Annotated in this window: 19 protein-coding genes, 2 pseudogenes and 1 riboswitch; of the genes and pseudogenes, 7 read left to right on the top strand and 14 right to left on the bottom strand. The window is 66.4% G+C overall.

The annotated features are described in order from the left end of the window. Positions 1-123: 123 nt before the first annotated feature. Positions 124-1452: a bifunctional folylpolyglutamate synthase/dihydrofolate synthase gene (locus tag G432_RS01930; protein ID WP_015457125.1), complete on the top strand. Its 1329-nt coding sequence runs from the start codon at positions 124-126 to the stop codon at positions 1450-1452. A gap of 47 nt (positions 1453-1499) precedes the next feature. Here the strand turns inward: G432_RS01930 and G432_RS01935 are convergent, their stop codons facing one another. The 5 genes from G432_RS01935 to G432_RS01955 all read right to left on the bottom strand — a co-directional run bounded on the left by G432_RS01935 (position 1500) and on the right by G432_RS01955 (position 5738). After that, complete coding sequence (locus tag G432_RS01935) at positions 1500-2984, bottom strand: class I adenylate-forming enzyme family protein (protein ID WP_015457126.1); 1485 nt, start codon at positions 2982-2984, stop codon at positions 1500-1502. A 10-nt stretch (positions 2985-2994) separates the two neighbouring features. Further along, positions 2995-3282, bottom strand: coding sequence for a hypothetical protein (locus G432_RS01940; RefSeq protein ID WP_236626832.1), 288 nt, complete (start codon positions 3280-3282; stop codon positions 2995-2997). 126 nt (positions 3283-3408) lie between these two features. Further along, the gene (locus G432_RS01945) at positions 3409-4572 is read right to left on the bottom strand and encodes an acyl-CoA dehydrogenase family protein (RefSeq protein WP_015457128.1); all 1164 of its coding nucleotides are present in this window, start codon (positions 4570-4572) and stop codon (positions 3409-3411) included. 127 nt (positions 4573-4699) lie between these two features. Beyond that, positions 4700-5212, bottom strand: a complete 513-nt coding sequence (locus G432_RS01950) for an acetyltransferase (RefSeq protein WP_015457129.1) — start codon at positions 5210-5212, stop codon at positions 4700-4702. Next, positions 5202-5738: an AAA family ATPase gene (locus G432_RS01955; RefSeq protein ID WP_015457130.1), complete on the bottom strand. Its 537-nt coding sequence runs from the start codon at positions 5736-5738 to the stop codon at positions 5202-5204. Before G432_RS01955 ends, G432_RS01950 begins: the two co-directional genes overlap by 11 nt. 73 nt (positions 5739-5811) lie before the next feature. Further along, a riboswitch (SAM-I-IV-variant riboswitch) is annotated at positions 5812-5921 on the top strand. A 36-nt stretch (positions 5922-5957) separates the two neighbouring features. On the opposite strand from G432_RS01955, the gene G432_RS01960 reads away from it, so the two are divergent. From G432_RS01960 to G432_RS22255, 4 genes and pseudogenes are all read left to right on the top strand, one after another. Next, positions 5958-6899: a homoserine O-succinyltransferase gene (locus G432_RS01960; RefSeq protein ID WP_015457131.1), complete on the top strand. Its 942-nt coding sequence runs from the start codon at positions 5958-5960 to the stop codon at positions 6897-6899. A 352-nt stretch (positions 6900-7251) separates the two neighbouring features. Continuing rightward, positions 7252-7575: a DUF6968 family protein gene (locus G432_RS24385; RefSeq protein ID WP_443024287.1), complete on the top strand. Its 324-nt coding sequence runs from the start codon at positions 7252-7254 to the stop codon at positions 7573-7575. A gap of 38 nt (positions 7576-7613) precedes the next feature. Next, positions 7614-8379: pseudogene (locus G432_RS22250) on the top strand (IS5 family transposase). A 73-nt stretch (positions 8380-8452) separates the two neighbouring features. Further along, positions 8453-9213: pseudogene (locus G432_RS22255) on the top strand (IS5 family transposase). A gap of 154 nt (positions 9214-9367) precedes the next feature. On the opposite strand, the gene G432_RS01980 reads toward G432_RS22255, so the two are convergent. From G432_RS01980 to G432_RS02015, 8 genes are all read right to left on the bottom strand, one after another. After that, positions 9368-10114, bottom strand: a complete 747-nt coding sequence (locus G432_RS01980; RefSeq protein WP_015457135.1) for an SDR family NAD(P)-dependent oxidoreductase — start codon at positions 10112-10114, stop codon at positions 9368-9370. Continuing rightward, positions 10114-11256 carry an acyl-CoA dehydrogenase family protein gene (locus tag G432_RS01985; protein ID WP_015457136.1) on the bottom strand — a complete coding sequence of 381 codons (1143 nt, stop codon included), beginning with the start codon at positions 11254-11256 and terminating at the stop codon, positions 10114-10116. Before G432_RS01985 ends, G432_RS01980 begins: the two co-directional genes overlap by 1 nt. A 50-nt stretch (positions 11257-11306) precedes the next feature. After that, positions 11307-12404 carry an oxidoreductase gene (locus tag G432_RS01990; protein ID WP_015457137.1) on the bottom strand — a complete coding sequence of 366 codons (1098 nt, stop codon included), beginning with the start codon at positions 12402-12404 and terminating at the stop codon, positions 11307-11309. Then, positions 12401-13888 carry an FAD-dependent oxidoreductase gene (locus G432_RS01995; protein ID WP_015457138.1) on the bottom strand — a complete coding sequence of 496 codons (1488 nt, stop codon included), beginning with the start codon at positions 13886-13888 and terminating at the stop codon, positions 12401-12403. Before G432_RS01995 ends, G432_RS01990 begins: the two co-directional genes overlap by 4 nt. A 43-nt stretch (positions 13889-13931) precedes the next feature. Next, a complete protein-coding gene (dmpG, locus tag G432_RS02000) occupies positions 13932-14966 on the bottom strand; it encodes a 4-hydroxy-2-oxovalerate aldolase (protein WP_015457139.1) in 1035 nt (344 codons plus the stop codon). 133 nt (positions 14967-15099) lie between these two features. Then, the gene (locus tag G432_RS02005; RefSeq protein ID WP_015457140.1) at positions 15100-16041 is read right to left on the bottom strand and encodes an acetaldehyde dehydrogenase (acetylating); all 942 of its coding nucleotides are present in this window, start codon (positions 16039-16041) and stop codon (positions 15100-15102) included. Between the two features lie 11 nt (positions 16042-16052). Next, positions 16053-16829: a fumarylacetoacetate hydrolase family protein gene (locus G432_RS02010; protein ID WP_015457141.1), complete on the bottom strand. Its 777-nt coding sequence runs from the start codon at positions 16827-16829 to the stop codon at positions 16053-16055. A gap of 46 nt (positions 16830-16875) precedes the next feature. Further along, positions 16876-18084 (bottom strand): acyl-CoA dehydrogenase family protein, encoded by a 1209-nt coding sequence (locus G432_RS02015; RefSeq protein WP_015457142.1) that lies wholly within the window; start codon positions 18082-18084, stop codon positions 16876-16878. A 275-nt stretch (positions 18085-18359) separates the two neighbouring features. Here G432_RS02015 and G432_RS02020 point away from each other — a divergent pair, with 275 nt between their 5' ends. Both G432_RS02020 and mtgA read left to right on the top strand, forming a co-directional pair. Continuing rightward, complete coding sequence (locus tag G432_RS02020) at positions 18360-19211, top strand: SDR family NAD(P)-dependent oxidoreductase (RefSeq protein WP_015457143.1); 852 nt, start codon at positions 18360-18362, stop codon at positions 19209-19211. 89 nt (positions 19212-19300) lie between these two features. Then, positions 19301-20029, top strand: coding sequence for a monofunctional biosynthetic peptidoglycan transglycosylase (mtgA, locus tag G432_RS02025; RefSeq protein WP_015457144.1), 729 nt, complete (start codon positions 19301-19303; stop codon positions 20027-20029). 9 nt (positions 20030-20038) lie between these two features. On the opposite strand, the gene G432_RS02030 is transcribed toward mtgA, so the two are convergent. Beyond that, positions 20039-20764 carry an NAD-dependent deacylase gene (locus G432_RS02030; RefSeq protein ID WP_041865073.1) on the bottom strand — a complete coding sequence of 242 codons (726 nt, stop codon included), beginning with the start codon at positions 20762-20764 and terminating at the stop codon, positions 20039-20041. Positions 20765-20777: the final 13 nt, after the last annotated feature.

A 20777-nucleotide genomic window follows, 5' to 3' on the forward strand; every position in this document is an offset into this window, starting at 1 on the left:
ATGTCGCCGCGCGGATGCGATGCCGGCCCGCCATTTCCGATGGAGGCCGGCGGGAGAGGTCCGGGCGGCGGAACTGGCGGGCGCGGCGCTTCGGTCCGCGCGCCGCACCGAAAGTAACCGTCCATGGCCGATCACGCCGTTTCCAGCGACCCCGCCGTCCAGGCCCAGCTCGATCGGCTGGCAGCACTCTCTCCCGGCCGCGATATCCTGGGGCTCGAACGCATCCGCGCACTGCTCGATCGCCTCGGCAATCCCGAACGCAGCCTCCCTCCCGTCTTCCACGTCGCCGGAACCAACGGCAAGGGATCGACCTGCGCCTATCTGCGCGCCGCGCTGGAAGCGGCCGGCCATAGCGTCCACGTCTATACCAGTCCGCACCTCGTTCGCTTCAACGAACGTATCAGGATCGCCGGGCAACTCATTGAAGATACAACCCTTGCCACCTTGCTGGCCGAGGTGCTGGATATCGCAGGCGATATTTCGCCCAGTTTCTTCGAAGTCACCACGGCTGCCGCTTTCCTGGCCTTCGCCCGCACGCCGGCCGATGCCTGCATCATCGAGGTGGGCCTGGGCGGCCGGCTGGATGCTACCAATGTCATTGCCCGGCCGGCGATCTGCGGCATTGCCCAGCTCGGCATCGATCATCAGGCATTCCTGGGCGACCGGATCGAGGATATCGCCGCCGAAAAGGCCGGGATAGCCAAGCCGGGCGTCCCGATCGTGACGCAGCATTATCCCGCCCCCGTCGCCAACCGGATCGGCGAGGTCGTCCGCGCGGCCGGCGCCCCCTGGCTCGCCAAGGGCGGGCAATGGGATTCGGTCGCTTATCAGGGGCGCATCCATTATCGCGACGAGGCGGGAAAGCTCGATCTGCCGCTTCCCCGTCTCCCCGGCCAGCATCAGACGCAGAATGCGGCGCTGGCGATCGCGATGCTCCGCCACCAGCAGGCCGTTCCCGTGCCCGTTTCGGCGTTACGCGCGGCGATGGGATGGGCCGAATGGCCTGCGCGGCTCCAGCATCTGGCCACCGGCACGCTCGTGGATCGCCTGCCACCCGGTTCCGATCTCTGGCTCGACGGCGGGCATAATCCCGCGGCCGCGCGCGTGATCGCCGATTTCTTCCGCGGCAAGGTGCCCGCGGGGCGGCCTTTCCACATCATCCTCGGGCTGCTCGAGAACAAGGACCCGCTCGGCTTTCTCAAGCCCTTTGCCGGGCGCACCGCCACAGTCCACACCGTGCCCATCCCCGGCCACGCCCATCATCTTCCCGCCGCATTGGCGGCCGCCGCCCGTTTGACGGGGCTCGGTGCCATGACGGCGGCAGACCCGATCGACGCCATCGCCTGGATCGCCCGGCACGCCGATCGCGCCCGCCCGCCGGTTGTCCTGATCGCGGGCTCGCTCTATCTCGCCGGCAACGTGCTGGCCGCAAATGGCACGCCGCCAACCTAATTGTCATTTGATATCAGGTGGAAACGCGCCATTCCTGACAGCCCATATCAGGCGGCGAACTGCTCCCTAATCACCCGCCGCAGCAGCTTGCCCGTCTCGTTATAGGGCAGCTCATCGACGAAGCGGATCGCCTGCGGCACGCGGCTGGAACGCAGCCGGCCCCGCACCAGCGCCTGCAATTCCTCCGCCGCCGCCTGCGCCCCGTTGGCCAGCACGATCGCGGCGGCCACGCCCTCGCCCCATTCCGGGTCGGGCATCGCCACCACCGCGCACTCAGCCACCGCCGGATGCGAGGTGAGCACCTCCTCGATCTCGCCGGGGGAGATATTCTCGCCGCCGCGCACGATCACGTCGTCCGCGCGCCCGTCGAGGAACAGGAAGCCCTCCTCATCCACCCAGCCGCGATCTCGGGTCGGGAACCAGCCGTCATCGTCGGTCTGGCGCCCAAGGCCATGATATTCGCCCGCCACCTGATCGCCGCGCACGAACACCAGCCCCGCCTCGCCGGGGCCGAGCAGCCGCCCGTCCTCGTCGCGGATGGCCAGTTCCACCGTCGGCAGCGGCCGCCCCACCGATCCCAGCCGGCGTCGCACCGCCGGATCGTCCGACTGCGCGGCCGCGCGGTGCGACGCCGGGTCCAGCAGGCAGATGGTGCTGCTCGTTTCCGTCAGGCCATAGGCGTTGGTGAAATCCACGCCGGGGAACAGCGCCATCGCCCGCTCGATCACCGGCAGCGGCATCTTGCCGCCGCCATAGGCCAGCGCCCTGAGCGCCGGCAGGTCCGCCTGCTCCCCGGTCGCGTCGAGATGCTCGACGATCCGTTGCAGCATGGTCGGCACCAGGAAGGCGTTGGAAATGCCGTGCACCCGCGCCAGCGCCAGCCAGCCGCCCGCCTCGAAATTGGGAAGCTGCACCATCCGCCGCCCGGCATAGATCGAGCTCAGCACCGCCGAAATGCCGGCGATGTGGTATGGCGGCACCGTCACGATGGCGGCATCGCCCTCATCCGCGCCCATGAACTCCACCGTGCCGAGGATATAGGCCAGCAGATTATCGTGCCGCAGGATCGCGGCCTTGGGCACGCCGGTCGTGCCGCTGGTGAACAGCTCCACGGCGATGCCGCGTTCCTCGTCCGGCGCCACCAGATCCTCGCCGCCGCCCGCCTTCGCCAGCGCCAGGAACTCGCCCGCGGCGATCGCGCTGATGCCGGCCGGCACCGCGCTCCGCCCGCTCACCAGCAAAGCGGGCGAAACCCGTTCCAGCAGGGCCGCGATCTCGGGCTCGGTCAGGCGGTAGTTGATCGGCACATAGGGTATGCCCGCCAGCGCCGCGCCGAACAGCGCGACCGGCGCCGCCGGCCCGTTGATGTCGAGGAAGGCCAGCCGCTCCGCCCCGCGCGCGATCGCCAGCGCGGCAGCACCCTTCGCCGCCGTCAGCAGCTCGCCATAGGTCAGGCTCTCGCCGTCGCACACCAGCGCCACGCGGTCCGGCATGGCGTCCGCCGCCATTTCCAGCAGCATGAAGATGTTCATCGCCGCCTCCTCAGTCGGATGAAGGCAGCGCCTTGGCCTGCTTGATGCCGATTTCCCGGCCGGCCACGGTGATCGTGCCCTCGCCGCCCTTGGTGCAGAGGAACTCCATCGTCTCCTCCGCGTCGGTATAACGCTTGCCGGTCAGCGATCCGCCGGCCAGCGCCGGATCGATCGTGGCGCCGTCGCCGGCCTCGTCGCCCGCCAGTGCCGGCGCACCGCCGATGCGCAGGTCCAGCGGCTCGGCGGGCACCCGCAGCACCATGATCTGCGTATCGCAGACCGCGCTTTTCAGCTTCATTCCCGCCTTATACTGTCTCGCCGCCATTCCGGCCCTCTCCGCCACAAAATGAACGGGATTCAGTCTAGGCGCGGCAGCGGCCGGGTCAAGGGGATTGATGGCGCCTTTTTATCATCCCCTCCGCCCTCACAGGTCGCCGCGCGGCTCCCTGGGCAGGCCCAGCCCGCGTTCGGCGATGATGTTGCGCTGGATCTGGCTCGATCCCGCATAGATCGTGTCCGAACGGCTCATCAGATGGGCATGGACCAGCCCGTCATAGCGATAATCCCCGCCGCCTATCTCGCCCGCCACGCCCAGCACGTCCATGGCCAGATCGCCGAGATCGCGGTGCCAGCGCGACCAGTATAGCTTGGAGGTCAGCGCCGCCTCGTCCAGCTCCGGGCTGCCGGCGTCGTTCAGCATGCGTAGCGCGTTGAAGCGCATGATCGAAAGCCCCGTCCAGGCATCGGCGATACGCTGGCGGATCAGCGGGTCCCGCGCCCGGCCGTTCGCCTTCGCAGCGGCGATAAGCTGGTTCATCTCCGTCTGGAAATGCATCTGCTGGACCAGCGTGGAGACGCCGCGCTCGAAGCCCAGCAACCCCATCGCCACCGCCCAGCCGTCACCCGGCCGGCCGACAAGATCGGCCGCCTGCGCCACCGCCCCGTCGAAGAACACCTCGGCGAACTCGCTCTCGCCGGTCATCTGGCGAATCGGCCGCACGGTGATGCCCGGCTGGTCCATCGGCATCAGCAGGAAGGACAGGCCCTTGGGCCCCTTGCTCCCCTCCTCGCTGCGCGCGACCACGAAGATCCAGTCGGCGATCGATCCCATCGAGGTCCAGATCTTCTGCCCGTCGACGATCCATGTGTCGCCGTCCAGCCGCGCGCGGGTGCGGACATTGGCGAGGTCGGACCCGGCGTTCGGCTCCGAATAGCCCTGGCACCAGATCGCCTCGCCGCGCGCGATCCCCGGCAGATGCCGCGCCTTCTGCTCCTCGGTGCCGTAGGCGATGATGGTCGGCCCGGCGAGTTCGATGCCGATATGGCCGATCCGCGACGGGGCATGGGCGCGGGCATATTCCTCGGCGAACACCACCTGCTCGGCGATGCTGGCGTCGCGGCCGCCATGCTCGGAAGGCCAGCCGATGCAGGAAAGCCGCGCCTGGCCCAGCTCCTGCTCCCAGGCGCGCCGTTCCTCGATCATGTCGACATGGTTGTTGAGGCCGCGCAATGCCTTGAACGGCCCGTTCAGCCGTTCTTCCAGCCAGGTCCGCGTCTCGTCCCGGAATTCCGCCAGCGAAACCGCCATCATATCCCCTCAAAAGGCCGCAGTCATTTTGCCATGGCGATGCGGCAAGGCTCGCTTCTTGTCAAATCCATCGTCGTTATGCGTAGCCCATGAAACATATCGTTCCGCAAAATGACGACATCCACACTCAAGCCATCGTCATATGAAGCAAGGGATAGGGCCGCCCCTCGTCGTCCCGCTCCGATCGCCCGGCAACCCGGAAGCCCAAATGCGCGTAGAAGCCCACCGCCTTGTCATTCTGCTCGTTCACGTCCACGGAAAGGGCCGTCCCGCCAAGGCCTGCCGCGCCCCCACGGGCATGATCGATCATCGCCGCTCCTATCCCGCGCCCGTGCATCGCGGGATCGACGAACAGCGAATCCACATGCGCCTCCGAAAGGCCCATGAAGGCGATCGGCCGGTCCCCCCCATCCACCGCCACCCACAGCGCGGCCCGGGGCAGATAGGCATCGCGCACCATCGCATCGATCGCGGCAAAGTCCTCCGCGCTCAGGAAATCATGCGTCGCGAGCACCGCCTCGCGCCAGATGGCATGCAGCCGCGTCACGTCGGCCGGCCGGGATCGTCTTATCCTCATGGTCATCGCACCGGGATAGACCGCCGCGCGGAGATTGGCAGCCCCCGGCCGTTCAGCCGACATGCCGGCGAACGAAATCCACCCGCATCGCCAGCGGGCCGCGCGGTAGCTCGATCAGATCATAGCCCAACTCGGCATAGGCCTGTCGCATCGCATGGAAGGTTGCCTCCGCCTCGGCCGGTTCCTGCCGGCGTTCCGCATCCTGGGTGAAGATTTCGGCCCAATAAGGCGCGATGAACACCGTGGGATTGTAACGGAACAGCTCGCCCGCCCGGCGGACATGATCCGGCACCGGCAGATCGCAGAGCCGCAGATAGCCGATCACATCCGGCACCCCGCGATCGAAGATCACCGGCCCGGCCATGGCCCGCGCCTCGCGATGCGATCGCAATTCCCAGCCCAGCATCAATTCGGCAAAGGCGGCGCGGTCATCCCATGGCAGGGCATGGCCGCCGATCGCCTGCTGATCCTGGATGATCGCCCTGCCCGCCTCCGGCATGTGGGCGAAGCCTTCAGCCGCCAGCGCGCCGACAAGGCTGCTCTTTCCCGAACCCGGCCCGCCGGTGATGATGTGGAGATGATCGGTCATGGTCCTCCCGCGCCGCCGATGCGGCCGCCTTCGTCGAAATCCTTGCCAGCGCCGCTCCATCCGCATAGAAGCGACGCCACATCAAGAGTTGGGGCGACGCCCAACGCCAACCTGCCGTTCCGGGCAAGGTGGCACTCCCCTTCGGGGGAGGATGTGGCCGAGCCGGCAACGAAACGGATCAAGCCACGGGCGTTCGTCTTCAGGAAGAAGGACGTCAGAGTGCCCATCAGGATTCCCGATCAGCTCCCCGCCGCCCGCACGCTGGAGGCCGAAGGCGTGGTGGTGATGCGCGAGGCGGATGCCGTGCGGCAGGATATCCGCCCGCTTCGCATCGGGCTGCTCAACCTGATGCCGGACAAGATCCGCACCGAAACCCAGATCGCCCGGCTGATCGGCGCCACACCCCTTCAGGTCGAGCTTACGCTGGTGCGCATCACCGGCCACACCCCGCGCAACACGGCCGCCGATCATATGGCCACCTTCTACCGCGCGTGGGAGGACGTGCGTTCCGAACGCTTCGACGGCTTCATCGTCACCGGCGCCCCGGTGGAGCATCTGCCCTTCGCCGAGGTCAGCTATTGGGATGAGCTGCGCGACATATTGGACTGGACGCAGACGCACGTCCATCACAGCCTCACCATCTGCTGGGCGGCCCAGGCCGCGCTGCACCATCTCCATGGCATGCCCAAGCATGATCTTCCCGCCAAGGCGTTCGGCGTGTTCCGGCATGACAATCGCGCGCCGGGTTCGCCCTATCTGCGCGGTTTCCCGGACGACATTCCCGTCCCCGTCTCGCGCTGGTCGGAAGTCCGGCACGATGACATCCCGGCGGAAAGCGGCCTTGAGATCCTGCTCGACAGCGATGAGACCGGCCTCTGCCTGCTGAACGATCCCCGCCACCGCATGCTGCACATGTTCAACCATCTGGAATATGACACGCAGACGCTGGCGAACGAATATTTCCGCGATGCCGCCGGCGGCGCGCCGGTGCCGCTGCCCGCCAATTATTTCCCCGAAGGCGATCCCGCCCGCCCGCCGGAAAACCGCTGGCGCGGCCTTGCCCATCTGCTGTTCGCCAACTGGATCAACCAGATCTACCAGACGACGCCGTTCGATCTCACCGCGATCGGCACCGGCCAGCCGCTCGACGCGGCCGCCTGAACGATACGCCCCGATCTTCGAGGAGCGGCCGATCCGAACCCATCGGATCGGCCGCTTCGCCTCATGTATCCCGTTCATGCCGGCCCGCCGCAACCTTGCCGCCAAGGCCATCCAGCCGGCCCAGCATCATGCCGCCCCATCCAACGCCATGCCCGCGCGCACCACGCCGCTCCCTCCCGCGCCATGCCAGCGCAGGCTGGCATCGGGCCGAGGCTGGCGCATGCACATCGCCCAGCACGGAAAAAAACCGCCAACCCCGCCGAATAAATCCAAATTAATCTAGGCCGTGAACCCATAAAAGTTGCCGCCTTCTCAGCCCTATGCCAGACCTTCCCGCGATGAAGGAGGGCAGATGACTGAAGTGCCATTCGTGGAGCGCAGGTTCGAGCTTGATGGCGGTAAATTGGTCGTCTGCTTTTTCACGCCATCGAAAGCGCCTGGAGGCGAGTTCCAATGCCGTTATGTCATAGGATGGCCGGAACGAGAGGTTCGCCGGTATGCGTGCGGTCTGGATGGGCTCCAAGCCCTCATGTTGGCCATGCGCATCGTCCATACCGAACTTATCGAGAGTGATGCGTATAAGGCCGGACGCCTTACTTGGTGCGATCAGGCTGATCTCGACCTTCCACCCACTTGGGGCGAGGGATCGCTATATGACCCGCCTCCACAGCCATAAACCTTTCAATCCCGCTTAGATTCTGATTCAGCGACGGCATGAGCCGATATGACCTGACTGACTTTGAGTGGCGCGTGATCGAGCCGCTGTTGCCCAATAAGCCGAGGGGCGTGCCGCGTGTCGACGACCGGCGCGTTCTGAACGGAATATTCTGGGTGCTGCGATCGGGCGCTCCATGACGCGATCTGCCGGAGCGCTATGGCCCGCGCACCACCTGCTACAACCGCTTTGCGCGATGGCGGAAGGCTGGCGTCTCGGATCGAATGATGGACGCCGTCACCGCCGCGCACGATGCCGACATCCAGATGATCCACAGCACTTCCGTTCGCGCCCACCAGCAGGCAGCGACGGCAAAAAGGGGGATCGAGATCATTGTCTCGGTCGCTCCCGAGGCGGGCTCACGACCAAAATCCATGCGGTCGTCGACGGGCAAGGCCTCCCGATCCGGCTGAGCCTGACCGCGGGGCAAAGCCATGACGGCCAAGCTGCTGACGATCTGCTCAATCATGTTGGTGCCGGAACAATCATTCTGGCGGACAAGGCCTACGATTCCGATCGCATCCGGGGTCTCTCCGCGAGAAAGGGGCATTCGCCAACATCCCGCCAAAGTCCAACTGCCGGTCAAAACCGTACTTCAGCACTTGGCTATACCGAGAGCGGAACCTGATCCAGCGCTTCTTTTCCAAGCTGAAGCACTTCCGCCGCGTTGCCACCCGCTACGACAAGCTGGCCGAAAACTTCCTGGCCATGGTCCAGCTCGCCTCAATGCGACTGTGGCTCCGTGCTTATGAGTCTACGGCCTAGGTTGAGAACCCATACAAGTTGTTGATATTTTCTGGTAAATATCTGCCTGCGATAGGTTCGAGCAGGAGCGGCGATGGCACGGCATTTGTTTTGGTTGTCGGATGAGGCGTGGGCGGCGATCGAGCCACATCTTCCGCATGGGCGCCCGGGCAAGCCTCGGGTCGACGATCGGACGGTGATCTCTGGCATCCTGCATGTGCTCAAGACAGGCTGCCGGTGGCGCGATGTTCCGGCTGCATATGGGCCGCCGACCACCATCTACAATCGCTACAACCGGTGGGCATCGCGCGGCATCTGGCAGCGCTTGTTCGAGAAGATCGCTGGTGCCGGGCCGGTGCCGGACGAACTGTCGATCGACAGCACGCATGTGAAGGCGCACCGCTCGGCAGCGGGCTCAAAAAGGGGGAGTGGCAGGAAGCGATCGGCCGCTCGCGCGGTGGGCGGACCTGCAAGGTCCACTGCCTGGCCGATGATCGCGGCCGACCGGTTGCCATCGCCCTGACACCCGGCAATGTCGCCGACATCAGCATGGCGGTGCCGCTGCTAAGCGTCACCGCTCCGGCCCGACGCCTGATCGGCGACAAAGCCTATGACGCCAACAGCCTGCGCCGCTGGCTCGCCGAGCGGCGCATCAAGGCCGTGATTCCGTCCACTGCCTCACGCCGCACGCCCTACCCGCTGAACAGGCGCATCTATCGCCGCAGGAATGTTATCGAGCGCCTCTTCTGCAGGCTCAAGAACTGGCGCCGCATCGCCACGCGATATGACCGATATGCCACCAATTACCTCGCCGCCATCGCACTGGTCGCCACCATCGCCGAGTGGATCAAATGAGTCCCCAACCTAGTCGCTTAATCACGACTCATCACCATCGACGCCAGCCGGCGCTGGCATGACGCTGCCAGGAAGGCCCGCCTCCGCTTTTCCTGCCGCATGAAGGTTCAACCGAAGTCCGATAGCAGCCGAGCATCGAACCGATGCCCTCAGCCTATCGGCAGACGGAAGCCCCATCCACGGCCATGCTCTCGCCGCTCACGAAGCTGGCGGCATCGGAACATAGCCACACGGCCGCTGCGGCGATCTCCTCCGGGCGGCCCATGCGGCCCATCGGTACGGTCGAATCCATCAGTTTCTGGCGTTCGGGATCGCCGCCGATCGATTTCGCCATCATCGGCGTGTCGGTGGTGCCGGGGCAGACGGCGTTCACCCGGATGCCGCGCGCCGCATATTCCTTGGCCGCCACCTTGGTCAGCCCCAGCACGCCATGCTTGGCCGCCGTATAATGCGGCATGCCCGGCGCCGCGATGAAGCCCGCGCCCGAGGAGATGTTGCAGATCGCGCCGCCGCCCTGCCGCAGCATGACCCGCGCCTCATGCTGCATGCACAGGAACACGGCGGTCAGGTTCACCGCGATCACGCGGTGCCATTCGTCCAGCGGAAAATCCTCGAACGCGCCCCAATTGCCGCTGATCCCGGCCGCGTTCACCGCGCAGTCGATCCGGCCGAACCGGGCGACGGCAACGTCGAACAGCTCGGCCACCGTTTCGGGATCGGCCAGGTCGCCGCCGAAGCCCAGGCCCTTGTCGCCCAGCCGCGCCGCGACGCGCCCGGCGGCCTCGCCCGAGATATCCGCCACCACCACATTGGCGCCGGCGGCGGCGAACTGCTCAAGGCAGGCCAGGCCGATCCCGCTGGCACCGCCCGTCACCAATGCCGTCTTGCCCGTGAAATCCATCAGATCGACCTCGATACCACCAGCTTCATGATCTCGCTCGTCCCGCCGTAGATGCGCTGCACGCGGGCGTCGCGCCACAGCCGGGCGATGGGATATTCGTTCATGTAGCCGGCGCCGCCATGCAGCTGCAGACAGGCGTCCACCACCTCCCACTGCATCTCGGTGTGCCACAGCTTGGTGGCCGCGCCTTGGAACTGGTCCAGCTCGCCGGCGATATGGCGGGCCAGCGCCCAATCCAGATGGGCCCAGCCCACCTGTAGCCTGGTCTTGATATCCGCCAGCACGAACTTGGTGTTCTGCTGGTCGAAGATGGTCTTGCCGAAGGCCTGCCGTTCCTTCACGAACTTCACCGCCTCGTCGAAGGCGCGCTGCGCCGCCGCCTGCGCGCCGATCGCCACCGAAAGCCGCTCCTGCGGCAGCTGGTTCATCAGATAGGCGAAGCCCTGCCCCTCGGCGCCGATGCAGTTGGTGATCGGCACGCGGACATCCTCGAAGAACAGCTCCGACGTGTCGGCCGAATGCTGGCCGATCTTGTCCAGGTTGCGCCCGCGCTTGAAGCCTTCGCGGTCGGCCTCCACCAGGATCAGGCTGATCCCCTTGGCGCCCAGCGCCGGATCGGTCTTGGCCACGACGATCACGATATCGGCGTTCTGGCCGTTGGTGATGTAGGTCTTGCTGCCGTTGATCACATAATGATTGCCGTCGCGCCGGGCGGAGGTGCGCACGCCCTGCAGGTCCGATCCGGCGCCCGGCTCCGTCATCGCGATGGCCGCGATCGCCTCGCCCGACACCATCTTCGGCAGCCAGGCCTGCTTCAGCTCCTCGGACGCATAATCCACCAGATAATCGGCGGCGATATCGGTATGGAGCGGCAGGCCGGCGGTGGAGCCGGAATACCACAGCTCCTCGTCCACGATCGCGGCATAGCCGAAATCCAGGCCCAGGCCGCCATATTGCTCGGGAACCTGCGGGCAGAGCAGCCCCGCCTCGCCGCACTTCAGCCAGAAGTCGCGGTCGACGATCCCCTCATGCTCCCAGCGGTCCAGGTTCGGAACCAGCTCGCGCTCGAAGAGCTTGCGCACCGTCTCCCGGAACTGTTCGTGGTCCGCCGTATAGGCCGTCCGCCCCCCGACATTCAGCATCGCATTCCTCCTACCTTTTGGGTTTCAGGTGAATGCGATTCATTTTTCTGTCAATGGAGCTCCGCGACATAGCGGGCTTCAAAGCCGATCAGCTCGTCGGTCCGCCCGGCGCGCACCTTCTCCGCCCAATCGGGATCGGCCAGCAGCGCGCGGCCCACGGCGACCAGATCGAACTCGCCCGCGTCCAGCCGCCTCTCCACCTCGTCGATCGGCCCCGGCGCGATCGTCGCGAACAGCGGCGTCGCCGGCGGCACGTCCAGCCCGACCGTGCCCACCGCGATCGTCGGCAGGCCGCTGATCTTCTTCACCCATCCGGCGAAGCTCAGGTCGGACCCGGCAAATTCCCGCCGACTGAACCGTGCGCCCGAACAGTGGAATATGTCGACGCCGGCCTCGGCCAGCACCTCCACCAGCAACGCCAGCTCGCCCGGATCATTCGCCAGCCGCACCGACCCGTCAGGCGATTTGTCCTGCGATATGCGGATCAGGATCGGGAAATCCGGCCCCGTCGCCTGGCGCATCGCCCGCACCACCTCGGCCGCGAATCGCGCCCGTTCCTTCAGCGTCGGCCCGTTCCAGCCGTCGCTGCGCAGGTTGGTCCCGTCCCAGAGGAACTGGTCGATCAGATAGCCGTGCGCCCCGTGGATCTCCACCGCGTCGCAGCCCAGCTTCGCGGCATTGGCCGCGGCTTCGGCATAAGCCGCGATGGTATCGGCGATCGCCTCCTCGCTCATCGGCTCGGCCACCGTCTTGCCCGGCCAGGGCAGGCCGGAGGGGCTGTCGATCGGCGCTTCGGGCAGGGCCTTGGTGGCCTCGTCCGGCCGGGCGCCGACATGCCATAGCTGCGGGGCGAATTTCGCGCCGGTGGCCTTCACCCCATCCACCACGGCCTGCCACCCCGCCAGCGCATCATCGCCGAACAGGTTGGGCACCGCCGGGTCGGAGCGCGATCCGTTGCGCCGGATGCCGGCGCCTTCGGACAGGATCAGCCCGACCCCGCCTTCGCCGCGCCGCCGGTAATAAGCGGCCACGTCCGCGCCGGGCACGCCGCCCGGCGATCGCTTGCGCGTCATCGGCGCCATCACGATGCGGTTGCGCAGCTTCAGCTTGGGGTGATCGAACGGCCGGAACAGCGGCGATGCGCTCATTCCGCGGCCTCCACCAGCGTCGCGGTGCCGGCCGTCGCCGCCTGCTTCCCGGCCTGGCGGCCGAAGAAGGTGCAATCGGCAAGGCTCATGCCCGAGCTGTAGCCATGCCCCCAACGCGGCAGGCCCGATGTCGCGCGGCCGGCAGCGTAGAGGCCACGGACCGCCCGGCCGGCGCTGTCCAGCACCTCGCCGGTCGGCAGGGTATTCAGCCCGCCCAGCGTGAAGAAGGAGAAGAAGCTCTCGCTGAAGTTCAGCTCCAGCGCCACGAACGGCCCCTCGTTCAGCACCTTCAGCCATTGCGGATGCTTGCGGTAGACCGGGTCGTGCCCTTCGGCGGCATAGCGGTTGAAGGTGTGGACGGTGGCGGCCAGCGTGCCTTCCACCATGCCCAGTTCCTGCTCCACCTCTTCCCAGGTCTCGCCCACGGCGGCGATCTCGATCCGCGAAAGCTCGAACGGACGCTCGAAGATCGCATTGTCCGCCAGCAGGAACACGCGTCCGCCCGGCTGGTCGATCATCGTGCGGCTGACGCGGCCGTGATAGCAATCCTCGTTGATGAAGCGCTGGCCGCGTTCGTTGACGATGATGCCGTAGACCAGCGACGGCGGCATGATCCACGGGCAGGTGGTGAAGAACTGGTCCATGTGGATGGCATCGCCGCCCGCGCCCATCCCCATCAGGATGCCGGAACCATTGTCATTCTCGCCGATCGGGTCGGACAGGCGCAGCGCCTCGGGCGCGTAGCGGCGCAGCATATCCTGGTTCATGCAGAAGCCGCCGGTGCAGAGCACGATCCCGCGGCTGGCCCGCACGAACTGCGGCTTGTTGTCGATCTTCACGACCAGGCCGGTGACGGCGCCGTCGCGATCGGCCACCAGCGAGAGCACCCGCGCGTCGCAGCGCACCTCTACGCCCAGCTCGCGCGCCTTGGCTTCCAGCACGTCGACCAGCCGGCGCCCGCCGCCCCAGCCCATATGCTGGATCACATGGCCGCGCGGCGCGGGCCTGGACTTTTCGCTGAACGGCCAGGCTTCCTCGCTGCCCGACCAGATCAGGGTATCGTCGGTCTCGGGCTCGATGATCTTGCCCGGCACGAAGGTGCCCTTATAGGGCACGCCCTGATCCTTGAGCCACTGGAAGTGCGCCAGGCTTTCCCGCGCATAGAGCGAGACCTTGGCGGCATCGGCATCGGGGCCGCCCGCCATCATCAGATAGGCTTCCAGCGCCTCGACGCTATCGTCGAACCCGGCTGCCTGCTGCACGTCCGTGCCGCCGCCGACATAGATCTCGCCGCCCGAAAGCGCGGAGGCGCCGCCGCTGCCCGATCCCATCTCGAAGATGGTGGTCCGCGCGCCGGCCCGTGCTGCCTCGATCGCGGCGCTGGCGCCGCTCGCGCCGAAGCCGACGATCGCGACCTCGGTCTCGATGTCCCAGTGCGCCACATTCTCATGCGCGAAAGGCCGCGCGGTAGTGAAATCGGTCATGCCCTATCCTCTCCGGCTCCGCCTTTTGGCTGGCGTTCGCCCCTCAGGCCGCGTCGCGGGCCTTGATCATGTCCAGCGCGACGTCGACGATCATGTCCTCCTGCCCGCCGACCATCTTGCGCCGGCCGAGCTCGACCAGGATCGCGCGGGTGTCGAGGCCGTAATCCGCCGCCGCCTTCTCGGCATGGCGAAGGAACGACGAATAGACGCCGGCATAGCCGAGCGCGAGCGTCTCGCGATCGACGCGGACCGGCCGATCCTGCAAGGGACGCACGAGATCCTCGGCCGCGTCCATCAGCTTCATCACGTCGCAGCCATGGTTCCAGCCCTTGCGGTCGACGGCGGCGATGAACACCTCCAGCGGCGCATTGCCCGCGCCCGCGCCCATGCCGGCAAGGCTGGCGTCGATGCGGATGCCGCCTTCCTGCACCGCGACGATCGAATTGGCGACGCCGAGCGAGAGATTGTGGTGCGCGTGCATGCCGCGCTGCGTCTCTGGCTTCAGCACCCGGTCATAGGCCTGGAAGCGGGCACGAACGCCATCCATATCCAGCGCGCCGCCGCTGTCCGTCACATAGACGCACTGCGCGCCATAGCTTTCCATCAGCAGGGCCTGCTGGGCGAGCTGCTCGGGCTCGATCATGTGGCTCATCATCAGGAAACCGGACACGTCCATGCCCAGATCGCGGGCAATGCCGATATGCTGCCTGGAAACGTCCGCCTCGGTGCAGTGGGTCGCCACGCGCACCGAACGCACGCCCAGGTCATAGGCGCGGCGAAGCTCCTCGACCGTGCCGACGCCCGGCAGGATCAGGGTGGTCAGCACCGAACGGGTCAGCACATCGGCCACGGCCTCCAGCCATTCCCAGTCGGTATGGGCGCCGAAGCCGTAGTTGAAGCTCGCGCCCGAAAGCCCGTCGCCATGCGCGACCTCGATGGCGTCGACGCCGGCCTCGTCCAGCGCCTTGGCAATCGCCCGGACATGATCGAGGCCATACATGTGGCGGATCGCGTGCATGCCATCACGCAGCGTCACGTCCTGGATGTAGAGCTTGGTGGTGGTGGGATCGAAGGTCATCGTCACTTTCTCCCGTCCCCTCCCGTCATTCCCGCGAAAGCGGGAATCCATGGACGCGGGACGTTTCCAAATCAGCCGTTCCACCTCCGTGGATCCCCGCTTTCGCGGGGACGACGGGAGGGGGGAGTGCCGCTCAGGCCGCGGCCTTCTGGTCCAGCAGGCGGCGCGCCATCAGCTCGCCAGTCGCCTTGGCGGCGGCAGTCATGATGTCGAGATTGCCCGAATAGCTCGGCAGGTAATCGCCGGCGCCCTCCACCTCGAGGAAGATCGAGGTCTTGATGCCGGTGAATTCGCCGCGGCCGGGGATCTTCAGCTTGTTGTTGTCGCCGAAGCGCTCGAACTGCACTTCCTGCTTCAGCCGATATCCCGGCACATATTCCTGAACCTTGGCCACCATCGCCTTCACCGATGCGCGGATCGTCTCCTCATCGGCCCCTTCGGAAAGCGTGAACACCGTGTCGCGCATGATCATCGGCGGCTCGGCGGGGTTGAGGATGATGATCGCCTTGCCCTTTTCGGCGCCGCCCACCTTCTCGATCGCGCTGGCCGTCGTGCGGGTGAACTCGTCGATATTGGCGCGGGTGCCGGGGCCGGCCGACCGCGACGAGACGGAAGCCACGATCTCGGCATAATGGACCTTGGCCACCTGGCTCACCGCCGCCACCATCGGGATGGTCGCCTGGCCGCCGCACGTCACCATGTTGACGTTGCCCTCGGCCAGATGCTCTTCCATGTTCACGGGCGGAATGGTGAAAGGGCCGATCGCCGCCGGCGTCAGGTCCACCACCAGCTTGCCGTCGGCGCGCAGCGCCGCATCGTGCACCTTGTGGGCATAAGCGGACGTCGCGTCGAAGACGATCCCGATCTCGGGATAGACGTCCATCGCCTTCAGACCGTCGAGCCCCTCATGCGTGGTGGCGACGCCGCGCTCGCGCGCCATAGCCAGCCCTTCGGACTTCTCGTCGATGCCGACGACAGCCACCAGCTCCATATTCTGGGGATATTTGATCATCTTGATCATCAGGTCGGTGCCGATATTGCCCGAACCGATGATCGCCGCCTTCACCTTACCCACGTCGCTGCTCCTCAGACGAACCGGGCGACGCAGCGCCCGATCCCATGCAGTTCCATCTCGAAAACATCGCCCGCAACCGCCGGCGCCAGCGGCACCAGGCTGCCGGAAAGGATGACATCGCCGGCATTCAGCGTCACGCCGTAAGCGCCCAGCGTATTGGCCAGCCATGCCACCGCCTGCAGCGGCGAACCCTGCACCGCCGATCCATAGCCTTCGGAAAGCGGCTCGCCATTCTTGGTCACGGTCACATGAAGGCCCGGCAGGTCCAGCCCGCGCGGATCGACGCGCGCCTCGCCCAGCACGAACACCCCGCAGGAGGCGTTGTCCGCCACGGTATCGACGATGCCGATCTTCCAGTCCTGGATGCGGCTATCGACGATCTCGAAGCAGGGCGCGATGCTTTCGGTCGCGGCCAGCACGTCCTCGGCCGTCACGCCGGGGCCGTTCAGGTCCGATTTCAGGATGAAGGCGATCTCGGCCTCCGCGCGCGGCTGGATCAGCCCCGTCGCGGCGATGTCGATATCGCCTTCCACCCACATGCGATCGGTGAGGAAGCCGAAATCGGGCTGGTGCACGCCCAGCATGTCCTGCACGGCCTTGCTGGTGACGCCGATCTTCTTGCCGACCACCTTCTCGCCATCGGCCTGCCGCCGCGCCAGCGCATCCAGCGAGATGGCATAGGCATCGTCGATGGTGAGCGCCGCATCGCGCGCGATGAGCGGGGGCACCGTCCGCCGCTCGCGCAGGGCCTGATAGAGTTCCTGCCCGTAAAGTTCCGCCTTGCTCAAAGCCTGATCCTCCCGATCGGTCTCGTGGCCACGCCCTTCTCCACCCTTACAGGAAGAAGAAGGACGGCCCCTCGCCCATCAGGCCGTTCGTCAGGTCCGGCCCCATATTGTTCGGATCGTTGGCGACGTGCGCGCGCGCGGCATTGAGGTCCAGCCAGGGCTGCACGATCGGGCTGCTATTGTAGATCGCGCGTCCGCCCAGCAGCGGCATCAGGTCGTCGACCAGATCAGCGCACCGCCGCACCACGCTGGACGACTGGTAGCGATAGAGGGTGCGCTTATCCATCGGGATCGGCTCGCCCGTCTCCGCGACCGCGATCAGATCGTCGAAGTTGCGGCGGAGGGTCAGCTCCATCTCGTCGAGCTGCGCATAGGCCTTGGCGATGGCGTTCAGCAGCACGGGATCGCTCTTGGAAGCCTTGCCCGTGTTGGTCGAAACGCGATCCTTGGTGATCTGCAGCGCCGCATCGATCGCCGCGCGGGTGCCGCCCAGCGCGGAGGACGAGACCAGCCGCAGGAACACCTGCGCCCAGGGCAGGCGGAACAGCGGCGCGTCATTCTCCTTCTGTCCCGGATTGGTGCAGAGGAAGCCGTCGGACGATTTGTGCGTGCGATAATCGGGCACGAAGGCGCGCTCGACGACGATGTCGTGGCTGCCGGTGCCCTGCAGGCCGAACACGTCCCAGGTGCGATCGATCGCATAATCGCTGCGGGGGACCAGGAAGGTCCGCATGTCCGGCGGATCGCCGGCGTTGAGCGGCGGGATCATCGCGCCCAGCAGCACCCACTGGCAATGCTCGCTGCCCGAGGAAAAGCCCCAGCGACCCGACAGGTAGAAGCCGCCCTCCGCCCGCTCCACCTTGCCGACCGGCTGGTAGGAAGAGGATACGAGGATGCTATCATCCTCGCCCCACACGTCCACCTGCGCCTGGTTGTGGAACAGCGCCAGCTCATAAGGATGGCCGCCGACGACGCCATAGACCCAGCCCGTCGACATGCAGCCCTGCGCCAGCAGCTTCTGCACCTCGAAGAAGACGTTGGGATGCATCTCGTAACCGCCCCAGCGCTTGGGCTGGAGGATGCGGAAGAAGCCGGCCGCCTGCATCTCGGCGATGGTCTCGTCGGGCACCTTGCACTCGGCCGTGGCCTGCGCCGCGCGGGCCTTCAGCGCCGGCACCATCGCACGGGCGCGCTCGATCAGCTCCTCAGCCGATGGAATCACCTGGGAGCCTTTCGAATTCAATGCAGTTGCCATCCAACTCTCCAAAAGAAACCCGCCTTGGCAGTGTCGCCGCCTGGCGACTGCCCCCGCCGGCAGGTTCACCTTATTCGTAGCGAAACTAGCATCCGCCTACGCAAGTCGTCAACACAACATGATATGATTCGCGCGGTCGCGAAGAGCAATGCGGGCGAGCGCCGCCCATGCCGATTCGAGCCACAAACAGATATGCGCAACAATTTGGCCTTTACGTTACGCATTTCCTATGTTGGATGGCCGATCGAAAAGGCATCGAATGAAGGAGGCAGGATATGGCTGACAAGGTGGCGGTCGTCACGGGTGCGAGTCGCGGCGCGGGCGCGGGCATCGCCCGGGCGCTGGGCGCGGAAGGATATAAGGTCTACGTCACCGGCCGCACCACCAAGGAGGGATCGGCCGATCTCCCCGGCACCATCCACAGCGTCGTCAAAGAAATCCAGGACGCCGGCGGCGAAGCCGTGGCCGTCGCCGTCGATCACGCGAAGGACGATCAGGTCGAAGCGCTGTTCAAGCGGATCGAGGCCGAGGATGGCCGGCTGGACGTCCTGGTCAACAACGTCGCCCATATCCACGATCAGCTCATCACCCCCGGCGGCTTCTGGGAACGCCCGCTCGGGCTGGTGGATATCCTGAACGTCGGCCTGCGCTCGCAATATGTCGCCAGCTTCTATGCCACGCCGCTGATGATCCGCACCGGCGGCGCGCTGATCGCCTTCACCTCCTCCTTCGGCAGCGTCTGCTACATGCACGGCCCGGCCTATGGCGCGCAGAAGGCGGGCGTGGACAAGTTCGCGGCCGACATGGGCGTCGACCTGAAGGATCATGATGTCGCCGCGGTCGCGGTGTGGATGGGTCCGCTCGTCACCGAACGCACCCGCCGCGCCGCCGATGAGCGGCCGGATCAATATACCGAATTCCTCAAGATCGGCGAGACGCCGGAATTCACCGGCCGGGTGATCGCTGCGATCCATCGCGATCCGAAGCGGATGGAGCTTTCCGGCCAGACGGTGATCGGCGCCGAGCAGGCCGAAATCTACGGCATCCAGGATAATGGCAAGACGCCGCCCTCCTATCGCGAGATGCTCGGCGCGCCGCGCATTCCGCACCCCGCCATCGTGCGCTGATCCACGGCGCGACCAAGCGGTACCATGAAGGAAAGGCCCGGCATCGTCCGGGCCTTTTCCGTTCCGGGCGGAGGCGCTAAGCGGCGGCGATGGCGAAGGCGAAACGAACAGGCCGCAAGCGGAAACCGGCGACGACATCGTGGCCCCGGCGCATCCTGCGCTGGAGCATCCGCGGGGCGATCGCCTTCGTCGCCGGATCGCTGGTTTGGGTGCTCATCTACAAGTTCGTGCCGCCCCCCGTCACCTTCACGATGATCGGCAATGCGGTGGACGGGCGCGGCATCCACAAGGACTGGATGAGCCTTTCGCGGATGGACCCGAACATGGCGCGCGCCGCCATCGGCGGGGAGGACTGGAATTTCTGCTCGCACAACGGTTTCGACTTCAAGGCCATCCAGCAGGCGATGAAGGAGAATGCCGATGGCGGCCGTATCCGCGGCGGATCGACGATCAGCCAGCAGACTGCGAAAAACGCCTTCCTGTGGCAGGGCGGCGGCTATTTCCGAAAAGGGCTGGAAGCCTGGTTCACCGTCCTGATCGAAACGATCTGGGGCAAGAAACGGATCATGGAGGTCTATCTCAACATCGCCGAAACGGGCATCGGCACCTATGGCGCCAATGCCGGCGCCCAGCGCTATTTCCGGCACGATGCCTCGCATCTGACCGCGACGGAGGCCGCCCGCATCGCCGCGGTGCTGCCGCTGCCCAAGAAGCGCGAGGCCGTCGCCCCCACCGGCTTCACCCGCCGCCACGGCAACCGCATCGCCACCCGTATCGGCGTGGTCCAGCGGAGCGGCTTCGATCGCTGCCTCCGCTGATCGGCACGATCAGCCGCCGGGCGCGGCGGCGCGGCGACCCAGCATTTCGTCGACCCATTCGGGCACCAGCAGGCCCGCCGGCCCGACCCGGCTTTCATGAAAGATGTGGCTTCCCGCCGAGGGGTCGAGATTGAGCTCGAGCGTCTCGGCGCCACGATAGCGCGCGGTCTGGACGAAACCGGCCGCCGGATAGACCGCGCCCGACGTGCCGATCGAAACGAAAAGGTCGGCCTCCGCCAGCGCCTCCTCGATACGCTCCATCTGGTAGGGCATCTCCCCGAAGAACACGATGTCGGGCCGCAGCGCACCCTCGCCTCCGCATAACGGACAGGCCGGGCCGTCGGCCAGCGTCCCCTCCCACCGCACGCGCCCGCCGCATTCCCGGCAGAACGCGGATTTCAGCTCGCCATGCATATGCAACATCCGCCGTGCTCCTGCCCGCTCGTGCAGGTCGTCGACATTCTGGGTCACGATCAGCAGTTCGCCCGGCCATTCGGCATCGAGCCGCGCCAGCGCATGATGCGCGGCATTTGGCACGACCCTCGCCAGCGCCGCGCGCCGCATGTCGTAGAAATTCTGGACAAGCGCCGGGTTGCGCGCCAGCGCCTGGGGCGTGCAGATTTCCTCGACGCGATGCCCCTCCCAAAGCCCGTCCGGTCCCCGGAACGTGGCCAGCCCGCTCTCCGCCGAAATGCCGGCCCCCGTCAGGACCAGGATGGTTTCGATATCACGCATGCCGCCACCATAA

The sequence above is a fragment of the Sphingomonas sp. MM-1 genome, assembly GCF_000347675.2.
GTDB classification, from domain to species: domain Bacteria; phylum Pseudomonadota; class Alphaproteobacteria; order Sphingomonadales; family Sphingomonadaceae; genus Sphingomonas_E; species Sphingomonas_E fennica.